General features: G+C 40.6%; 15 protein-coding genes. 1 reads left to right on the forward strand and 14 read right to left on the reverse strand.

What is annotated here, in order from left to right; all coding sequences use genetic code 11:
- Positions 1–993 carry an FAD:protein FMN transferase gene (locus DBR40_RS08720; RefSeq protein ID WP_124559348.1) on the forward strand — a complete coding sequence of 331 codons (993 nt, stop codon included), beginning with the start codon at positions 1–3 and terminating at the stop codon, positions 991–993.
- 139 nt (positions 994–1132) lie between these two features.
- On the opposite strand, the gene DBR40_RS08725 is transcribed toward DBR40_RS08720, so the two are convergent.
- The 14 genes from DBR40_RS08725 to DBR40_RS08790 form a co-directional block, all read right to left on the reverse strand.
- Positions 1133–3328: a PepSY domain-containing protein gene (locus DBR40_RS08725; RefSeq protein ID WP_124559349.1), complete on the reverse strand. Its 2196-nt coding sequence runs from the start codon at positions 3326–3328 to the stop codon at positions 1133–1135.
- Between the two features lie 15 nt (positions 3329–3343).
- On the reverse strand, positions 3344–3832 hold the full coding sequence (locus tag DBR40_RS08730) for a DUF2271 domain-containing protein (protein WP_124559350.1): 489 nt from the start codon (positions 3830–3832) through the stop codon (positions 3344–3346).
- A 3-nt stretch (positions 3833–3835) separates the two neighbouring features.
- Positions 3836–5344: an ankyrin repeat domain-containing protein gene (locus tag DBR40_RS08735; protein ID WP_124559351.1), complete on the reverse strand. Its 1509-nt coding sequence runs from the start codon at positions 5342–5344 to the stop codon at positions 3836–3838.
- A gap of 180 nt (positions 5345–5524) precedes the next feature.
- Positions 5525–5995, reverse strand: coding sequence for a hypothetical protein (locus DBR40_RS08740; protein ID WP_124559352.1), 471 nt, complete (start codon positions 5993–5995; stop codon positions 5525–5527).
- Positions 5996–6005: 10 nt separating this feature from the next.
- The gene (locus DBR40_RS08745) at positions 6006–6386 is read right to left on the reverse strand and encodes a LytR/AlgR family response regulator transcription factor (protein ID WP_124559353.1); all 381 of its coding nucleotides are present in this window, start codon (positions 6384–6386) and stop codon (positions 6006–6008) included.
- A gap of 208 nt (positions 6387–6594) precedes the next feature.
- Positions 6595–7890 (reverse strand): esterase-like activity of phytase family protein, encoded by a 1296-nt coding sequence (locus tag DBR40_RS08750; RefSeq protein WP_124559354.1) that lies wholly within the window; start codon positions 7888–7890, stop codon positions 6595–6597.
- Between the two features lie 88 nt (positions 7891–7978).
- A complete protein-coding gene (locus DBR40_RS08755) occupies positions 7979–9646 on the reverse strand; it encodes a S1C family serine protease (RefSeq protein WP_124559355.1) in 1668 nt (555 codons plus the stop codon).
- Positions 9647–9733: 87 nt separating this feature from the next.
- Complete coding sequence (locus DBR40_RS08760; RefSeq protein WP_124559356.1) at positions 9734–10870, reverse strand: TlpA disulfide reductase family protein; 1137 nt, start codon at positions 10868–10870, stop codon at positions 9734–9736.
- Positions 10871–10935: 65 nt separating this feature from the next.
- On the reverse strand, positions 10936–12357 hold the full coding sequence (locus DBR40_RS08765; protein WP_158674015.1) for a PKD-like family lipoprotein: 1422 nt from the start codon (positions 12355–12357) through the stop codon (positions 10936–10938).
- 10 nt (positions 12358–12367) lie between these two features.
- Complete coding sequence (locus tag DBR40_RS08770; RefSeq protein WP_124559358.1) at positions 12368–13177, reverse strand: DUF4843 domain-containing protein; 810 nt, start codon at positions 13175–13177, stop codon at positions 12368–12370.
- A 28-nt stretch (positions 13178–13205) separates the two neighbouring features.
- Positions 13206–14696 carry a RagB/SusD family nutrient uptake outer membrane protein gene (locus DBR40_RS08775; protein ID WP_124559359.1) on the reverse strand — a complete coding sequence of 497 codons (1491 nt, stop codon included), beginning with the start codon at positions 14694–14696 and terminating at the stop codon, positions 13206–13208.
- A gap of 31 nt (positions 14697–14727) precedes the next feature.
- Positions 14728–18060 carry a SusC/RagA family TonB-linked outer membrane protein gene (locus DBR40_RS08780; RefSeq protein ID WP_124559360.1) on the reverse strand — a complete coding sequence of 1111 codons (3333 nt, stop codon included), beginning with the start codon at positions 18058–18060 and terminating at the stop codon, positions 14728–14730.
- 275 nt (positions 18061–18335) lie between these two features.
- Positions 18336–19472: a FecR family protein gene (locus tag DBR40_RS08785; protein ID WP_158674016.1), complete on the reverse strand. Its 1137-nt coding sequence runs from the start codon at positions 19470–19472 to the stop codon at positions 18336–18338.
- A gap of 184 nt (positions 19473–19656) precedes the next feature.
- Positions 19657–20241, reverse strand: a complete 585-nt coding sequence (locus tag DBR40_RS08790) for an RNA polymerase sigma factor (protein WP_124559362.1) — start codon at positions 20239–20241, stop codon at positions 19657–19659.
- Positions 20242–20404 lie beyond the last annotated feature (163 nt).

A 20404-nucleotide genomic window follows, 5' to 3' on the forward strand; every position in this document is an offset into this window, starting at 1 on the left:
ATGAAAAGAATACTGCTAGCTGCCCTAATCCTGTTGTGTTTAAATGCCAGTGCACAGATCATTAGAAAAAGGACCACACTTTTAATGGGTGGCCGCTTCGATATTACCATTTCGGCCGGAGATGCTCTTTCGGCCGAAAACAACATTGATACTGTTATTGCTGAAATTAGCCGGATAGAAAACCTCATTTCCGACTGGAAAAGTACTTCTCAGGTATCGGCAGTAAACCGAAATGCAGGCATTGCACCGGTAAAGGTAGATGCAGAACTATTTGCCTTAACCGAGCGTGCCATTGCCCTTTCTAAAGTAACCAAAGGTGCTTTCGACATTAGTTTTGCAGCTATGGACCGCATATGGAAGTTTGATGGCTCTATGACCAAAATGCCAGATCCCGAAGCAATTAAGCGATCGGTAGAAAAAGTAGGCTACCGCAACATCATCTTAAATAAACAAAACTCCACCATCTTTTTAAGGTTAAAAGGAATGAAGATAGGTTTTGGTGCTTTAGGCGAAGGTTATGCTGCCGATAGGTGCCGTAAAATGATGCTGGCCAGAGGCATAAAAGCAGGTATTGTAAATGCATCGGGCGATATGAGCACCTGGGGCAAACAGCCCAACGGCGACGACTGGAGCATTGGCATTACCAACCCTATGAAAGAAGATACTTTACTGGCTGTAATTCCGCTTAAAAAAAATGCGGTTGTAACCTCGGGCAGTTACCGCAAATTTGTAGTATTTAACGGCAAAAGATACGCTCATATCATTAATCCGGCTACAGGTTACCCAGCTACAGGTTTAATCAGCGTAACGGTATTTGGGCCTAGTGCTGAAATGGCTAATGGTTTAAGTACCTCAACAATGGTTTTAGGTAAAATTGCCGGCTCCCAACTGATCAAAAAATACCAGCAGTACAGCTACATTATCATTACCGACAAAGGCGAAATTCTGACGTCGAAGGATATTAAATTGCCAGGCCATGCGATTGGCAGGTAGTAATAAATTAAATCCTCAAAAGAAGATCGTCATCTCGACTGAAGCGTAGCGGAACGGAGAGATCTTTAATCAGATTTAGCTTCGCTGAGCACTGCGTGGTTCTCAATTACGTCGAGTTTCCCTCGAAATGACGAATCATCTAATAACAATCGGTTAACACCTGGTTACGCGATTGATAAAATGATAATGGATGCCCTGTTTTTTCGTGGCAAATTTCTTCCAGTATCTGCACAATATCTTTTTGCATGGCCAGCGACCCGCAGATCATTACCACAGCTGATTGCATGAGGCTTTCGGCTACAAAGTCGGCTTCGGCACGGATCAGATCGCTCACATACTGCTTTTCACCTTCGCGCGAGAAAGCAATATTAAAATCGCTCACCTTTGTATCAGACTTCATTTCTACTAAAAACTGCTTAAAAGGTTCGAATGATGAATTCTCCCTGAAACCACAAAACAAGTGACATCGTACTTTAGCAGCATTCTGGTTAATCATCCCTAAAAACGGGGCAATACCTGTACCATTCGAGATCATAATTACTTTACCAGCCTTTGTAGGGAAATGAAAATGTGGGTTTTTAACCACTTTGGCTTTCAAAACAGCTTCAGGTTTAAGATCATGTAAAAAACCAGATCCCAAACCATCGGGATGCAAACGCACACTTAGTTGTATTGCATTATCAATCACGCCAATGGAATACAGTCTTTCACGATGATCGTTTGCAGGATAAATAGCCAGCAAATCGCCTGATTTTGCTTGCAGCTTACCTACAGCATTCAGTTTAACCTGAAAAACACCTTCCTTTTTGGCCTGACCTGTGTTCGATTGAACGGTGAATTTTTTTAACTTTTTAGGCTTCGCTGCTTTTTGAGTTGAAAGTACATTCACCTCGATACCACTCATTTGCGACCAGGCTTCTTCCCATAATTGTAAATCCTGAGGCGATTTATCGTTCACGGTATGGATGTCGATCAGCGGAGTGGCCCAAGACTCCTTAGCAAGACTGTTGTGCACATCAAAAGCGAACTTACAAAAATCGGGATAGGCTTTTGATCCAAATCCCAAAACCGAATAATTCACGGCTTGGATTTGTGGTGTTTGAGCTAACTTTTTCAAAAACCTGCCACCATTAGCAGGTGCATCGCCCAATCCGTACGTAGAGGTAAAAATAATCAGCTGCTCTGCTTTCGGAAAAACGGTATAATTGTTTAAAGTAGTGATGTACGACTTTTTGCCCTGCTTAAACAACAGTTTATGGAGGGCATCGGCATAACCCTGGGTGCTGCCGTTTTCAGATCCGGTTAAAATAATATAGGTAGCATCAGCAACCTTGTACTTATTCTTACTGCGTTTAGATATCCTTTTTAAAGTAATGGCAAAACCCGAATAGATAAAAAACAAAATCCCGATCGACGATATGCCCAATACCACCGCCCAAAGCACATTGGTTCTGCCGGTGTGGATATCGAGACTTAAATTACTAAGCAATAAAGTAAAAGGATATTTATTTTCGGCCAGCACCTCGCCGGTGAGCTGGTTTACGGCAATTTCGCGGTCTTTAAGCGTTAGGATAAAATAATCCTCCACATCTTCTGAAAAAGGGAATTCAATGGATTGTACTTCGGCCAGGCTGATACTTTTAAAAACTGTAAAATCTTTCAGGCTTTTTACCGGAGTAGCTTTAAGATTATCAAGATTAACATCAACACTGGTTTTAACCGTTTTTAAAATCCCCAGCGTATTTAATGAAAGATAAGTGCCACTGATGGCAATAATCAGAATTGGAATGAGTAAAATGCGCCCTAAAATTACGTGGTAATACTGCGAAAAACCATCCTTTTGTATTTTAGCGAAAAAGCGCCTGATACCCCTTTGCCTTTGGATGGTAAGCAAAATACCCGAAATGGCAATGAGCGAAAGTAAAAATGCAGTTAAACCAATAAAAAAACGACCGGTTTCGTGCAGAAAAAGCGAACGGTGCAAAGTGGTTACCCATTGAAAAAACTCATTCTTTTTTCCTGGTGTTCCTAAAACATTGCCCGTTTTAGGGTCGATATAAGCTTTTACATCATCTCCGTTGTTATCAATAGCCTGCAATAATACAAATTGACCGTTCTCTACCGTGATGCTGGTAATTTCGCTGTATTTGGTTTTAAGAATGGGGATAACCGTGGCTACATCGGTACTTTGGAGGTTACCTACCCCGTAAGGTTTCATTTTTTGGCTGATAGGCTCAGCTGAAAGGATAATGCCGGTAACAGAAGCAAGTAATAGAAAAATAAAAGAAGATACAGCCAGGGTTAAGTGACTGTATCTCCAAACTTTAGTAGTCATAGTTTTAACTGAATTTTAATTCGCGCTAAAACGTACGTATCTGATAAATCCTGTACCATCTGTTTTGGCAGAAAGTGCCTCGGCAGTTAATGGAATTTCGAGATCTTTAACGAAATATTCTTTGTCTTCAACCGCAGTTTCGAAACGCAGTTTGTAACCGGCATTGATTTTAGCTTTTTCGATTTCGATAACAGAAACACCACGGTCGCCACCTGTTAATGAAGCACCGGTAACAGCGCTGATATTGGTTGGTTTTTGAGCGTAAAATTTATGCCACTCTTTTAAGCTGTTGTACCATTTCTTATCAGAACCCAGCACATAAAGCGTTTTGTTATATTGTCCTTTGGCATCAACCAGCGAAATAACGATATAAGCACCTTCGCCCATATAGCTCTTCATCTGGATCATACATTTGTATTTCGCGGTATTTTGTGCACTGGCCTGTGTCGGTTTAAAAAATGCAAGTACGCAAAAAAGTAGTGTTATTTTAATTAAGTTGTTCATATTCTATTTTAAAAAGCTTAGTGATACATTTCCTTTGGTTAGCGATTCATTTTCGCTGGCCAGGTCAAAAGCACTCTCATCGAAACTGGTTTTAGCTTCTTTTTTAGCACCAATGGTTAAAAGGTATTTTAGCATCACATCGTCTTTAGAGATCATTGCAGCTTTATGTAAAGGGGTTATGCCTTCTTTATTTGGGCTGTTTACGTCAATTTTGAAATCCTGCAAACGTTTAACCAAAGTTAAATCGCCTTTGGCAACGGCTAAATGATATAGCGTATTGCCGTTTTTCTGCGCTGCAGCCAGATCGAAACCTTTAGCTTGCAATAATTTAAGTTTACCTTCAAATTCTTCAGCTTTAGAAGGTCCGCCAGGATTAAAACCACGGCCTGCCTCTGCACTGCTATATGATTGAATTAAATAATAAGCCAGATTGTTGCCATCCTTATCAGTTGTTTTTAAATCGGCACCTTTAGCCAGCAAATAAGCTACTACTGCCGGTGAGTTACTGTTAACCGCCATAGCCAGGGCACTTAGTCCTTTGGTATTTATCTGGTTAATGTTTTTCACTTTTGGCAATAATAAAGCCAGCACTGCGGTATCGCGATTAGTGGCTGCAGCATACATTAAAGGTGTGTTGCCATCGTTATCAGCTTTGTTTACATCAACTCCCGCTGCAATGAAGTGGGCAATAATATCGTTTTGTTTGGGTTTACGAACCAATGCATGCAATACATTACGACCTTCTTTATTCGTATTGCCTGGCTTAATTTTCAGGCTTTCTAAATATTGGTAAACTTCAATGCCGTTGCTGCCCCTGCGGCTGCCTTCGCTTGCAGTAATCAACGCAAACTGATCAACCGGGATGCCTTTTGCAAGTAAAGCTTTAAGCACTTCGATATTACCACTTCTGGCTACATAACCGAAAGCATTTAAACCATCTGCATCGGTACTTTTTAAATCAAGTCCTTTGCCAACAAAATAATCGGTCAGTTTAAAATCTTTATCACTGCCAATTGCAAGTAACAAAGCATTTGCACCACTACCGTTTACATCGGTTTTTAAATTAGCTCCATTGGCTAAAAGTAAATCGTAAATTTTGGTATTTTGCTGACCAGAACCGGCGGCAAAAGTTAATGCGGTAACACCGTGGCTATCTTTTAAGCCTACGTTAATGCCTTTTGATAATAAATAACTTAATATTTCGTCGTTCCCTTTGTTTGCAGCCCAGTGTAAGTAAGTACGGCCATCGTGTGTAAGTTTGGTTACCTCGTTTCCTGGCTGAACCAATAAAAATTTAATGGTTTCGTTAGGTGCATCGGCATTAATAGCCATCACCACCGGATCAAAGCTCGAACCGTTTAACTGGGCAGGCTTTGCTCCTTTTTCGATTTCGGCTTTAACACTGTTTACATCTGGTTTGCCTTGCCAGAAAGCCTGATCGAGCAAGCTGTTTTTTTGTGCCTGTGCAGAAACAGACCATAATAAAGTTAGGCCTAGTAAGAGTTTTTTCATTTTGGGGATCTACTGATAAGATTTAACGCCTCAAAACTAACAAGAATTAGTCTAAATAAAAACTCAAACAATAAATTATTTGTAGGAAATTAAAGAATGAGAGAATTAATAAATTAGTGAATGATAGAATGGCTTTAAATTCACTCATCCTAAATTCCAACATTCAATCAATAATTACCTTTAGGCATACCTATCTGCGGTACGCGATTTAACTACCTGATAATGGGTTGAAGCCTTGAAATGACGTACCTTAAATACAAGTTCTGTTTCACGTTTGGCCAAAGCATGAATACCTGGTGTGAAACGTTGTTTAAAGCGATCGGGACATACATCTTTATGGCAAAGTACTTCGTAATTTTTTTCGCTCTCTACAATAACTTCCTGTACATACTCGGGCCATTGTTTTTTAATGAGCTTTGGTAACCAGCTAAACTGTTGCATGTCAATCAGCTCTCCCATTCCTTTAACAGCATCGGCAGGCATCTCCTCGCCTTCAATCTGCCTCCAGCTTTCGCTATCATCCTGATTTATTATACCAACCACATCACTGCCCGAAAGTACCAGCCAGGGATCATTCATGCTTACACGCATTAATTGATAGGTAGTATTGGCTAAAAATTCATGTTCAAAGGAGTAAGAGAGCTCAATCATAATTTTTATTTCAGTTTTTTATGGGCAGATTATTCAGCCGCATCAATGTTTCTATGGTACCCGAAAAGCGTTTCATGGATATGGGTTTCCCCAGATAACATTCAAAATCCGAATTGGTTTCCTTTACGTCATGCTCCAGATTTGAAGAAGCATAAATAATAAACCTGGCTTTTGATCGGAGATGTACCGAGAGTTCTGTGCCTGGCATCCCGTCCATATCAATATCCAGAAAAAGAAAATCAACTTTATCGCCTGTACCGATACTTTCGAGGGCATCAATCGGGTTATTAAAATTTTTGGTTACTCTTAAAAAGCGGGTGTCGTTAATGTAATCCGTCAACACATCAATAGCATGTTGCTCGTCATCAACAATCGCACAAGTGTAATACATATGAATAAGTTAAGATAGACAATACAAATCTTGTCAATGTCTGTCTAATTTACAACAGTTGTAGCAAAAAAGGGTAAAAGTACGGTAGCTAAACGTCTTTTTAGCGCCAATAACCTACACCTAATAGTTGTAAACACTTATTCAAAAGTAATTACCTCCTTAAAAAAGAAGGTTTTAGCCACATACCAAGGGTATATGGCTAGATATTTTAAAGTTTAATTTTCACAAAATACAGGCGGTTTCGATCTACGGCATTGGTTAATGGCAAAATTTTCTGTGCAAATCCGCTTGCACCATTATCAACCACACCAAAATCATCATCGTTAGAAATCACCAAAATATTGCCGGGAAGTAACGCCAAACCTTCAGCTTTATCGTGCGGATATACTGCTGGCAAATCTTTCAACAAATCTAAAACCAGTGTTTTGGTTACGGGTACAACACCTGCAGCACTTAAACCAGCCGCATTGTTAAGTTCCTCGACAGTTTTTCCGTCGTAAAGTTTACCTGTAGCACCATCAGCGGCATCTGAAATATCGGTTGCGTTACTGATATCAATTTTAAACACTTTTTTAAAGGCTGCCGGATTAGTTGCAGCACCGCCAAAAAGCCCATCACGTTCGATAGTTAAAAATGTGGTGCTGTTTACTGCTACAATATCGCTTACCCCGGTTAAGGATACATTATCCATTAAGTAAACGTATTGTTTGGTTGCTCCGGTTGCAATATCGAAGGTTAAAATCCTTAGCACTACCGAATTTGCAGTGGCGGCTTTTGTAGGATTGTACATTGGCGACTGCATCATGCCTACCAAAGTTTTGCCATCAGGGGTAATGGCTAGTCCTTCCATGCCACGATTGGCTCTCCTATTAGTGAACACAGCCGGAATTTTACGACCGCCGGTACCTGTTCCAAAAGGATTAATACGCTCGATGGTTTTACCTGAAGCATCGAAGTGGGCAATATGTGGCCCGTATTCATCGCTAATCCAAAATGAACCATCAGCAGCCCTTACCAAACCTTCTGAATCAATTCCATCAGCGCTTGGTGCAATTACCTGTCCGTTTAAATCGTAGGCAACCTCACCCGAAGCGCCCATACCGGCAGGGTTAGGAAGACCGTTTAACTTACCACCCGTAGCATTTTTCAACTCGATTACCTGTTCCAATACCAGTTTACCGTCTTTAAGCCTGAATTTACCAATCTGTGGATCAAAATCGGGTTTACCGATAATGATGGAATTGGCCAGTTGTCCGGCAACGTTCGATCCCCTATCGGTAAGCATGTAAAAAACATCGGGTGCATTTGGGTCGGTGGCAACAGCCGAGCCAAAACCTCCATTGTATACTTTTACACCAGCAGCCGTGGTAAACAAAACCGAAGGATCTGAAGCTTCAGCCATATCGGGATAGCTAATGTCAGTGGCAGGTTCTTCGTGGTTCTTTTTGCAGGATACCATGCCAATGGCTGCTGCTGTAAATAGAGTAAGTAATTCTTTTTTCATTTAATCGTTTGTTTAAAAACAAATGAACCAAGTGAATATGAAACTACTGTTAAGCCTGCAACAAGAATCTAATTTTGGCCAAAACGTCTTATTTAACATGTTCAGTTACAAAATTATAAATCACAATGGCTGGCAAAAACAAAGCTGCCGTTCTGCTAAAGCGGGCAATATTTAGTCCACAGAAATTGCCTTTGGTATCAAACACCGGGCTACCATTTAAATCGGGTGTGAGTGCCAGATCGTTTGCATACACTGCGTTAAAGCCATCGCGCCGCGCCGATTTACCTCCAGCAAATTTTTCGGCCGGATGGTTTGAACTTCCCTGCCCAATTCCGGCTAGTTTTACGGTTTTAACAAAAGGCTTTCCTTCTCTCGTCCATTTCAGGGTAATTTCATCATCAGGCCAGTATTTTGCCATAAAAGGTACGAAATCTGTTGATTTAGCAATCGCCTGTCCATCTATGCTTACCAATTCATCGCCCATTTTTAATCCAGCCAGTTCGGCGGGGCTTTCGGCTTTAATAAGCGAAAATACCGCCGGACTGGTATTGTAAGCCACCATTGCCCCAAAATAAGGCATGGCCGACACCTTGGGCAGGCTTAAAGTTGTACTACTCCATACACTCTGTAAATAAGTTGCATCGTATTTCGCTGTAAAGAGCAATTGTCCGACAGGGTTTTCGCCAATTGCAGGTTTTATCCCTTTCAAATCAATTCCACCTTCAACGGCCTCATTCAAGCCCAGCAATATCAAATCGTTCTCTTTATCGCGTGCAATTACCGACAGATTAAGTGTTTTATCGTTAAATTTAAGGCTAATGGCTTCACCAATCATGCTGTTTTTGGTAACCAATACTTGTTTGTGCGTCCCTGTAGCATCAGTTAGGTTAAAAAGTATAGCACCAATCGTTTTCACCTCACCATTAAACCTGCTGCTTACCTCGAAACTGGCATTTTTGAATTTTGGACTAAACTTTACTTTAGCAAAATCAATCTTACCGCTCTCGGTATCTTTTTTAATCTGCTCGGCGAGGTTATCAACTTTAACCAGATCGGTTTGATCGGGAAAGGCGGTATAAATTTTCTCCTGTTGCAAAGCCGACCAATATTTACGGTACAAATCAACAGGAATTTCGAAATTCATGTCTTCAGCTACATCAATGGCACTGTGTAAACCAATTACCCGCCCTAAATAATCGAACAAAGGTCCGCCTGAATCGCCAGGCTCCATTTTACAGGTTGACTGGATGAAACCATAAGTATTTTTCACCTCGGCAATCTTCCCCAGTCTTAAGGTGGGCAATTTCTGGTTTAAACTTTCCGGATAGGCAATGCTGAGACACATTTCATTTTTAACAAGGCTTTGCGAATAGCCCATTTCGGCGTAAGGCCAGTTGCCTTTGGTTAAAATCTTCATCATGGCCACATCGGGTGCACCCGGAGTTTCTTTCACTTCAATTTTGCCCAAAGCTTCGGCAATGGCTTCGCGGCCATCGGTAAAAAAAACTTTGTAATTACGGCCGGGCTGTACGGTATGTGCAGCCGTTAAAATATAACCATCGGCACTTACCACTACGCCACTAAATTGTGCAGAGGTACGTTCGTTACGCGTAGTATCAAAGCCCCACATCCTGACGCTTGCGGGGTAAGCCTTTTTAACTGCAGCAGAAATGATGCTTTCTACCTTTTGCTGTGCAAAAACGTTTGTAGAAAACAGCAACACGCATAAGGCCAGTAGCCTAAAATGTCTCGTCATAAATAGTATGTTAGTTTTTATTGTTCCTCAAAAAAAGAGGCCATCCAACTTGCGGACAGCCTCTGAGCGTTATTAATGGATGAATAATTAGTTATTGAAAATTTCGGCCAGTTTTTTATTTAAAGGTTCGCCCCTTAAGCCATTGCCAATAATTGTTCCGTCACGATCAACCAGGAAACTGGCAGGCACAGCCCTTACACCATATAAACGGCCTACTTCGTTGTTCCAACCTTTTAAATCGGAAACATGCAACCAGGGCAAACCATCAGTTTCAATGGCTTTTAACCAGTTTTCTTTCACATTATCCAACGAAACAGATAAAATCTGGAAGCCCTTATCTTTGTACAGGTTGTACTCTTTAACCAGATTGGGGTTCTCGGCACGGCATGGACTGCACCAGCTTGCCCAAAACTCTACCAATACTACTTTACCTTTTAAACTTTCTAAAGAAACTGGTTTTCCCAGCACATCGTTCTGTGTAAACAAAGGTGCTTTGGCTCCAATAGCCGTTATGCCATTGGCTGCTATGCGTTGCGCAAGTTCTTTTCCCAGATCGGTAGCATGTAATTCTTTACTTAAGGCGTTGAATACGGGTTCTACTTTCTTTACATCTACTTTTGCCCCTGCCGACTCGGATAAAGCCACTAAACCAAAAAATGAATTGGGATGATCTTTTGCAAATTGGAACTGTTTCTCCTCGCGGGCTTTGATGTTGTTGCGGTAACGGGTATCAACCGCTTTCATATAGGCAGGATCTTTTTGCTGCTCGGGTGTTCCGCTATTGAAATCTGCATTTACTGCTTTGGTTAAGGCCATAATGGTGCCGCCAATGGTTTTGTTGTAAGCAGCATATTCGTTATATACTTTCGAACCGGTAAAGCTTGCATTATCTAACGAATCTTTTGAGCTGATTAAAACCTGCTCTTTGCCAAAGTAGAAATAGATTACATCGCCAGTATATACCGCGCGTTGTTTGCCTCCACCGGTATGATCGAGTGCCATACGGGCATAAGAAATACCTGAAACATGGCCAGTAAAGCGGAAAGTTCCGTTTACCAATACAGTCGAATCTTCGTGGCTCACACCATTGTCCATATAATCGATGTAAGCTTTTGCCGGGGCATTCAGGGTGCCTATTTTGCCGGAAAGGCTAAAGTTTGGTGTTTGTGCCCAGGTTAAAACCGGGAATAATAAGGCCAGTACGGCTAATTTTATGATTTTCATTTGTACGTTCTTTATGGTTAAAATTTCCATGCCCGACCTTTTTAAAAGCCACTCATGGAATGAGGTTATTTTCTGATTGCGATGTCTACAGGAGCACCTGGAATGCCTTCGATCTTTTTAATGAATACGCCGTTCATTCCGGTAGCTATGTTTAGAAAAGAAACGGTCTGCTCTGTTCCTACCATCAACGTTTCTTCGTCATCGCTAAGTTTTAGCATGGAAATCGTTTTCCCGGTAAAGCTTGTGGCGAGTTCTCTGAGTTCTTCATTTACAGGATTATACCGATAAACTTTACTGCCATTGGCAATATAGATTACTCCATTTTTAGCACCGCTCCATTTTGTATTTTCGTTGATCAGCTCCTGGCGCACAAAAAGGCGTTTATGCTGAGGGGTAAAAGTAAACGGACCATTAAACTGAACATTAAACTTAAGTTCGTAAATCTTTCCGTCGGTTCCCTTGCAAAAGGCAAAACAATCTGCGTTATTGAGCTGCTCTAAATGGACAAGATCCATACCTACATTGGTAGGATCGAAAGCAGTTGTTGTGCTAACCGAGTATTGAGTACCAAAATAAACAGGCGCTCCATATAGATTGATCCTGACAAATTGTTTCCTGTTCCGGTCGAAACCAATAAAATAAGTGGCTGATTGCGTAAAGCTCATTACAAAGGAAGAAGCCAATTCATAATCGCCATCAGCAGGTAAACCAAACATGCCATATGTAGCAGCCTGGTCCCAGGTACTGGTGGTGCCTCCGTAGAATTTGCCGTTTACCACTCCCATCATTACCCCCTGAGGGTGTGATATCAGGGAGCCGACTTCAAGATTATCAGGTGTGGTAAAAAAGTTATTCTTTAGTGTATTGGGATATTTCGGATCCTCCTGCATGGTATTTGGCTCCAGCCTGATACCTCCATTTTTTGTAATAATCCAATAGCCCAATAAGGTACCTCCGGTAAATATATTTCTAAGCAGAAATAAATTTGTAGGGTTTGGAGGCAGATCCTTGCCTTGCATGGCCCTGTATAAACGTGCCTGCACACTACCGTCAGGTTTTACAAATGAAAACTGCGTTGTTCCGTTTTCTATACTCAACAATGTTGTACCGCTGGCAAATTCTGTCCCGCCATCTATGTAAAACTTATGGAAATATTTCATTCCGTTGGCTTTGTTGAATACGGTTAAGCGGGCAGCATATCTTTTAGCCTGCAAACCAAATATGATTTTTAATGCGGGTCCTTTATAAAGCACATCGTTTCCTTCAATTACACTGATTCGCCATTCAAGGTCTACATTGGCAGCATCGGTGCCTTCTATTTTTGGTTTGATGATCAGACTATCGCCCACACTGGCTGTATAAACAGAATCGAGATTAATCACCTTAGGCTCGACAGGCATATTGATTTCGTAATTACCCAGGTCTTTATGACATGCGGCAATAGAAACCACTGCTACAATTAGCAATATTATTTTTTTAATATCCATGTTCTTATATTTAAATAACCTCATTGCCGTTTTCATCTATAAAATAGTATTTACCATTTTGCATATTTTTCCGCAAAAGTGTTTTTTTGGCCGGATTCTTTTTATTGTAGAAATAGTATCTATCTGTATTACCGATAGTTACTGCTTCAATCACATATCCTTTTGCTTCATTTTTGGTAACCCAATTAAAAGGATTGTTTAACATCGTGGTTAACAAGCCTATATAATAGAGGTTTTTTGGTGCGTCCAAACCGTCGGTTGAGAGTGAGGTTTGTCCGGTCACCAGAATGAACAATTCATGTTTGGTTCTCGAATAAGGTGGAAGCGGCCAGGTATCCCACCAACCTGGTTTTTCGAGTTTGGCCGAGAATACGACTTTTGCCCTAATCAGGTAAGGATTTTCTATGCCCAGATCGGGTGTACCAGTTAATTTGATCAGTATCGAAACCGATCTGTTTTCGAGCTCCTTATCCTTATTATAAATTACCAATGGAATGTATCCTATTCCCCTGTTAGGAAGAATGGAATATTGGGGTTTTAGTGTTTCATAATGAACGCCAACAGTGGCTGTAGAAGAATCAGCGTCTACCCGTGCACTAAACTTCCTTTCTTCAACGGTCCTGATTCCTGATAAACGCACTGGTAGCCAAACAGTATCCTGAGCTAATGTAGGGTTGTAGGCAAAAGTTCTTACGATGCTGTCTTTATCACCATTATAAATATCGAAATAAACATTGGCGTTGTGATCAAAACGCATCTCTTCTGCTTTTTTGCAGGAAGCAAGGCAGAATACCGCGAATATTAATATATATTTTTTCATAATTTGCTATTCAAAAATTTCACATGTTTTATCTGCCACCATAAACGATTTCATCGTTAGGCAGTGGAAGTACGAAAATATTATCGGAAGGAGGAATAATTATGCCGGTTTGCCCTACAATACCCCTGTTTAGCCTTTTGTACATATAAAACAACTGCCCTTCTGCCAGCCATTCTTTACGTGCATCTTTAAGTAGCTCTTTTAATAAATCTTCTTCACTGTTTATGGATAAAGGATCGCCAATTTGTCTGGCTTCACGAACCTGCGTAAGGTAATTGACTGCGATTGCAGGATTGGTGGAGTACGAACACTCAGCAGCAATGTAATACATCTCACTCAGCCTGATTGCAGGTGCCATCAGGTAATGAAGATTTGCGTTCACCTCAGCACTTAAGGGGTTTCTGCGGTATTTAACAATATCATAAGATCTCGACGATTGATTTGAAGTAGCAGATAGCCAGTATTTGTAGCGCGAATCACTCGCGCCAGCTGTTGCCTTTTCATAGATATAATCAGCAGCATCCTCAATTAAATAAAAACCTCTGGTACCACTTTGAAACCAATTGTCTTTTATTTCTTTTGCAGCACCAGGTATATACCATCCGAAAACAAGTTCCTTGTAAAGGATACGGTCTTTTTTTGAATCTTCAAAAGCCTCAAAATCACTTTTTGCTGTCCATGGGAATTTTTTAGAATCGATTACCTCCTTAGCATTTGACAAGGCTTTCACTTTATCATTTTTATAAAGGTAAACCCTGGCCAATGTTCCGCATACTGCGTAATAATTCATACGGTGCCTTCTGTTCTGTAAAAAAAGACTAGCGTTTTTCTCCTCTGTATTTTTCAGTGTATCGCTAACCAAGGGGTAGTTTACAATATAACCGGCGCTCCGGATGGGATCTGCTGTTAAAAGCTGTTTTGACTCTTCCAGATCTTTGATGATTAACTCGATGGCTTGCGACACTGTAGACATAGGAGTAATTTCCTTTGTATACTTGCTGGCATACGGAATTCCTTTTGCAGCAGGGTTTCGCAAATACGATGGAGCAAAAAGACGAAGCAGGTCAAAATGTAGGTAGGCCCTTAATGCAAGTGCTTCTCCTTTTACAATGGCATAATTTGAACCGGTAAAAACATTCCTTTTCGCATCAACATTTTCAAGGATCAAATTACAGTTTACAATGGAATTATATAAACCAGCCCATATTTTATCCTTCCTTTTGATAAACTCGCCATGTTTATAATTGTACAAGGAGGTCTGCCTGTAATCCTGTCCGTCATCACGCATCGAAAAATTTTGCGCCAATACCTCGGTTGTACCGAAGGTAAGTTCTTTACCATAAAGATCTGATTCGGTACTGCGGTTGTACACGCCATTTATTGCTTCCATGAAACCGTTTTCGGTACTGAATAAAATTGGGGCGGCGATTTCTGATTCCGGCTCAATTTCCAGCCATTTCTTACAGGAACTGAATAACCCTGTTACTAAAATAAGGCAGATTAATAATCTAATATTCATGTTTTTTATTTTAAATCTGTGATTAAAAAGTTTAAAAAGCTGCTCTAACAGAAAAGGTTAAACTCCTGGTAAATGGGTAATTAATACCTCTTTCTTCTTTCACCGACGACCAACGTACAAGGTCGTTTGCAGTTACCTGAAACATCAAACTTGACATTGATAGTTTGGATGCTATTTTTTTACTCATGTCGTAAGAAAGGTTAACTGATTGAAGGTTGATCAGATTATCAGGCTGTATAAATCTTGAACTTACATCGGTCTCGCCGATATCAGCTATATTTTTGTAAAAAGAGAGGTCACCAGACTTCTTCCATTTTTCTTCAAACACGCGGCTGTCTACATTATAACGTGGATCTGCATTCTCAACACGCTCTACCAGGGTTAAATTATATTTGTCGCCTCCGAAAAAGGTTTGAAACTGCACATAAAGGCTAAATCTTTTGTAGTTAACCGTTCCGCCAAAGTAACCGCTCACTTTAGGGTTAGGATCGCCAATTACAACGTAATCGCGCTTATCATAATCGTAGGTTATGCTGCCGTCTTTTTTGAGGTATAACTCACGTCCGTTTTCCGGATCGATACCCAATGAACGTACGCCATAAATAGCATTGAAAGGTTGTCCCTCGCTAAAACGAAGTAATGGAATACCCCTGTAGCCGCCTTCTCCAGGTTTTACCGACTGCAGTTCATCGGCCCTATCGTTATATTTCTTTAAGGCATTCGAGATCCTTACCACCTTATTTCTGTTAGAAACCATACTGGCATTCAGGTTTACCGACCAATCTTTGCTCCTCACCGCATCTATTGTAAGCCCTAATTCCGCCCCTTTGTTCTCCATATCTCCAAGGTTTTCTTTATAAGATAAGAAGCCTGTTGATGGAGGTAAGGTGATATCGGCCAGAATATCTTTGGTAAACTTCTTGTATACCCTTGGCGTAATCATGATACGGTCTTTAAACAGCCCGATATCTATACCAATATCCGTCATCCGTGTTTTTTGCCAACCCAGGTTTTCATTACCATAACTGTTTACACTCGCACCAATGCCTGATGAATACCAGTTTCCGGTATTATATTTATAAATGGTCCGGGATAAATAAGGATCAAATTCCACAGAACCAGTGAGACCTGTAGAGGCCTTTATTCTCAATTGACTGATTACTTTATTATCCTTAAAGAATTCCTCCTGATGTACATTCCAGCCTAATCCGAACGACCAAAACGGAGCCAATCTGTTGTTCACACCAAACTTCGAAGAACCATCCACACGAACAGTTCCATCCATCAGGTAACGGTTTTTGTAGGAGTAGTTCATGGTGACGAAAGAACCGAAAAGCCGTGCTTTTTCGAGCCTGCTCAATGGTTTTCCATCTTCGGCATATCCTTTGGCAAATCCTATACTGGTAAAACGATCGTTCGCAAATCCGATTGCAGTAAATTCTTTTTGATCACGAAGTTCTGTCCTGGCGTTTACACCGATCAGTGCATTAAAATAATGGCCGCCTATCTGCTTTAACCAGGTTAGCCTGATATTACTGTCCCAATAGGTTTCTTTCATCTCCCTATTCATGTACTCTCCCTTTTCGTCAATTTTATCTGAAGTGTACAGATAATATTTATTAGCCATGGGAGATGTAAATACATCATCGGCATTTGATCGCGTGGTTACGCTCATCTGAGCCCTTAACCTCAGATCCTTTGCAACTTCCAGATCGGCAGAAAGGTTATCAATGATTTCGGTATACTTTGATTTATTAAAACTACTTAAACTGGCATCATACAGTGGATTAAACACATATTCTTTTGATCGGTCCTGTTTTTCGTAGACATCCGAAATTCGCATAACCATGCCATTCGCATCTTGCAAAGGGTAATAGGGATTCATCCTTACATAACTTGAAAAATCACCGTATGGCGATTCGGTAGCCCCTACCTGGGTTACAGATAATTCATTTCTAAACTGAATTTTCTTAACGTTGTACTGGAAACTCATTCCACCTGAATACTGGTCTCTTTGAGATCCTTTCATTGCTCCAGGTCTTGTTTGGTAGCGTAGGTTAACATTGTACCGAAAGGCTGATGAACCTCCATCAAGATTTACAGCATGCTTATTCCCGATCGTATTACGTAAGGGTTGAGAAAGCCAGTAACTGTTAACACCACCCACAACATTGGCTTTTTTGTGGTAATAAATTTCATCCAGCTGATCCTGAGATACCTGTTGCTTAGCAGAATTATATAATCCTGCCAGAACTTCATAATCCAGTTTTTGAGCTGCATCTAAAACCTGATAATCGCTTAGATCTGCCGCAGTTAGATTCAATTCGTAATTGTATTCAACCCTTAGTTTGCCTTCCAAAGGTGTTTTAGTAGTGATCACAATTACGCCATTGGCTGCGCGCGAACCATAGATAGCGGTAGCAGCAGCGTCTTTCAATGAGGTAACAGAGGCAATTCTGTTAACATCAAGGTCAAACACTTTCTGCACACTTACTTCATATCCGTCAAGCATGAAAACCGGCATATTGGCTGTTCCAAGAATTTCATCTCTTCTAAGTACCTGACCATCACCACTAGGTAATGCTGAAGCGCCTCTGACATTAATAGACGGAATTCTATTTGGATTGGAGCCGGCAAGGTTATTATCAATTAGTTTAAACGATGGGTCGAATGTGCCTATACTTTGAAGCAAATTTTGCGGATTTACCCTTTTCAGCTGATCTCCGGATATCGTAATGGCATTACCGGTATAGTTATCTTTCTTGATGGCCTGATAACCGGTAATCACCACATCGGTCATCTGCGTCTGTTTAGCCGTGAGCCTAATATTCAGTGTTTTGCCCGCGCTTGCTTTAGCTTCCTGTATTTCGTAGCCCACATAGCTAAAAACAAGTGTAGCGCCTTCGGCAACCGTTACTTTAAACTCGCCTTTCTCCTTGGTTACGCCAATACTAGCGCCGTTTTTTACGGAAATATTAACACCTGGCAAGCTTTCGTCATTGTCTTTATCTACCACTTTACCTTTAACTTCGATCTGGCTGGCTACAGCAAGCGATTCCAGGGGTTGGTTCTCTTTATTGCTGATTACAATGGTTTTGTTTACAATATTAAAATTGAGATTTAGCCCTTTTAACGACAAATTTAAGGCCTCGGTTAGACTGGCATTTTTTAACTCTACAGTAACCTCGGGCTTGCCTTCTAAAAGCTGACCTTTGTAAAAGAAAAAGTAACCGGTTTGTTTTTTAATCTCCTTAAATATCGTTTTTAACGGAGCTGTTCTAAGGGATAAGGTTACAGTTTGCGAGAATGTGGCGGCAGAAATATGCAAAGCGCCGACCAATAGTAATATAGCAGTCAATTTCATGACCAATAAAAATTTAATCCTTACCCTCCGTATAGCGCATACGGGGTTGTAAAGGGTTGTTAATTTCATACCTTTGTTTTGAATGAGGTTAATAAATAGCAGCTGGGTTTCGAAGCAAGCTGCTGTGTCCAAAATTTCTACCGGAAGCGTTGCTGCGCTTTCGGTTTTTTTTTTGCGGTACGAAATTAGATTTCAGGTAATTTTTTCATCATACAGTTTAGTTGAATTAGTTGATTAATTGTTTGGTTTACTGCCTTTTTAGCGACGGGCAAAGTCTATCTGTTTTTACTGCCAGATACAGTGAGCACTTTACCTTTGGCATCAATATGAACGTGGTTAAGTTCCAATATTTTGAATACTTCGGATAAATTGCTGTTTCTTGGGATTTCACCCACATATTTTTCGTCGGTTATTTTGCCCTGATATACCACATCAAGATCGTACCAGCGCGATATTTGCCGCATAATGGTTTTCAAATCGTCGTTATCGAAAGCAAAAAGATCGTTTTTCCAGGCCAGCTCTTTATCCACATCCACATCCGGGTTTATGCGGAGTTTTGCATCGGCAAGGTTAAATAGCGCCTGCTGGCCAGGTTTTAGTTTTAAGCTGTTTGTTCCATTCGAAACATTCACGGCTCCTTCTAAAAGCGTGGTTTTAACCAATTCTTCATCACTATAGGCATTGATGTTAAAATGTGTACCCAATACTTCTACTGTTTGCTGATTCGTGGCAACCCTGAATGGTCTGTTTTTATCTTTTGAAACTTCGAAATAAGCCTCGCCCTGAAGCGTTACCCTCCGTTCGTTCTTAGCAAACGTTGAAGGATATTTTAAAGTGGAAGCTGCGTTTAGCCAAACTTTTGTGCCATCGGGTAAGGTTATCTGATATTCGCCTCCTCTTGGGGTCGAAATTAAATTGTTACTAATAGTTTGATTGGCGTTACCGGCAGCATCTTTAATGATATATTCGAGTTTACCATTAGCTGTTTTACGTACAACAATACCATTCTGCATGGCTATTTGACCGGTTTTGGCATTATCCAGATCAATAACAGAACCATCGGCCAGGGTTAAAATGGCTTTATTGCGACCTGGCTTAACATCGTTTAAAGTACTTACTATAAGCTGTTGTTGCACATTGATGCGTGTTACCAGGTAAAGACCAACACTCAGGCACAACAAGATACTGGCCGCCACTGCAATGCGTTTATACAGCACCAGCTGCTTTGCCTTTTTTCTGCCCTGTTGCAGCTGTTGCCAAACCTCAGCCTGGGTAGCGGTAATGCGTTGTTGCTTTGGCGTATCGCCCTCAAAAGGAAGTTGCTGATACCATTGTTCTACAATGGCTTTTTCATTGGGGGTACAATTACCTGACAAGTACTTATCCAACAATCTTTTCGCATTTTTCTCCATTAACAACAATCTTTTAGGGTTGATTAATGTATATACGGCGAAGGGTATAGCCTGGGGGTACGCGGAAATATATTTTTTTACATTTTTTTCAGCAGACACAAAAATTGATTGCCCCATTTCACAAATCTTACACCCAAAATCTACGAATTACTACCTTCACCCGACCTAAAAGCAGTTTTTTGCTTTAATGATAGGTTTTAAGCATAAAAATAAGATAGGTAACCAGTCCCAAACGCGAACGTAAAATTTTAAGTGCTCTTTTCACCTGCGTTTTTACCGTTAACTCGGAAATTTCGAGTAATTCGGCAATTTCTTTATGGGTTTTATTCTCCATGCGGCTCATTAAGAAGATTTCGCGCATTTTAGGGGGTAAAGCATCTATTTCGCGTTCTATTAAAGCAGCCATTTCTTTTTCACGCACCAGGTAATCGGTTAATACATGTTCCTGATCCAAATAGCCCTGTAAGGAACCAATATATTTATCCTCCACTTTCTGATGTGCAAAAACATCAATCACCCTATTTCGGGTGGCCGCATACAAATAGGCCGACAAATTACCATCGGGAGCTACCTTTGCCCTTTTGATCCATAAAGTTTCGAATAACTGCTGTACCAGGTCTTTGGCTTCTTCCTCGCTGTTTAAGCGTTTACTGGCGTGGATAAACAACAAGCCGTAAAAACGGTTGTAAATTTCGGTAAAAGCCAGCTCATCATCCTTAGTCAGTAAGAAAGCTAGTTCATTATCTGAAAATGAGCTGTAAGTGTCCATCGCAATCGGTTGCAAAGATAATACTATTAGGCCAGTTTGTACTGAAATTAACAGTAAACCGAATGTAGTTTTATATTGATAGGCAAGTAATTAAAACAAAAAAGGTTAAAAACTTTAATAAATCAGTTTCAACAATCAATTATCTCTAAATATTAATCCTTAC

The organism is Pedobacter sp. KBW01, assembly GCF_003852395.1.
In the GTDB taxonomy this organism is placed as follows: Bacteria; Bacteroidota; Bacteroidia; order Sphingobacteriales; family Sphingobacteriaceae; genus Pedobacter.

Excerpts from the sequence above, each read along its gene's own strand:
- DBR40_RS08720 (WP_124559348.1), top strand. The coding sequence starts at position 1 with ATGAAAAGAATACTGCTAGCTGCCCTAATCCTGTTGTGTTTAAATGCC.
- DBR40_RS08725 (WP_124559349.1), bottom strand. The coding sequence starts at position 3,328 with ATGACTACTAAAGTTTGGAGATACAGTCACTTAACCCTGGCTGTATCT.
- DBR40_RS08730 (WP_124559350.1), bottom strand. The coding sequence starts at position 3,832 with ATGAACAACTTAATTAAAATAACACTACTTTTTTGCGTACTTGCATTT.
- DBR40_RS08735 (WP_124559351.1), bottom strand. The coding sequence starts at position 5,344 with ATGAAAAAACTCTTACTAGGCCTAACTTTATTATGGTCTGTTTCTGCA.
- DBR40_RS08740 (WP_124559352.1), bottom strand. The coding sequence starts at position 5,995 with ATGATTGAGCTCTCTTACTCCTTTGAACATGAATTTTTAGCCAATACT.
- DBR40_RS08745 (WP_124559353.1), bottom strand. The coding sequence starts at position 6,386 with ATGTATTACACTTGTGCGATTGTTGATGACGAGCAACATGCTATTGAT.
- DBR40_RS08750 (WP_124559354.1), bottom strand. The coding sequence starts at position 7,890 with ATGAAAAAAGAATTACTTACTCTATTTACAGCAGCAGCCATTGGCATG.
- DBR40_RS08755 (WP_124559355.1), bottom strand. The coding sequence starts at position 9,646 with ATGACGAGACATTTTAGGCTACTGGCCTTATGCGTGTTGCTGTTTTCT.
- DBR40_RS08760 (WP_124559356.1), bottom strand. The coding sequence starts at position 10,870 with ATGAAAATCATAAAATTAGCCGTACTGGCCTTATTATTCCCGGTTTTA.
- DBR40_RS08765 (WP_158674015.1), bottom strand. The coding sequence starts at position 12,357 with ATGGATATTAAAAAAATAATATTGCTAATTGTAGCAGTGGTTTCTATT.
- DBR40_RS08770 (WP_124559358.1), bottom strand. The coding sequence starts at position 13,177 with ATGAAAAAATATATATTAATATTCGCGGTATTCTGCCTTGCTTCCTGC.
- DBR40_RS08775 (WP_124559359.1), bottom strand. The coding sequence starts at position 14,696 with ATGAATATTAGATTATTAATCTGCCTTATTTTAGTAACAGGGTTATTC.
- DBR40_RS08780 (WP_124559360.1), bottom strand. The coding sequence starts at position 18,060 with ATGAAATTGACTGCTATATTACTATTGGTCGGCGCTTTGCATATTTCT.
- DBR40_RS08785 (WP_158674016.1), bottom strand. The coding sequence starts at position 19,472 with ATGGAGAAAAATGCGAAAAGATTGTTGGATAAGTACTTGTCAGGTAAT.
- DBR40_RS08790 (WP_124559362.1), bottom strand. The coding sequence starts at position 20,241 with ATGGACACTTACAGCTCATTTTCAGATAATGAACTAGCTTTCTTACTG.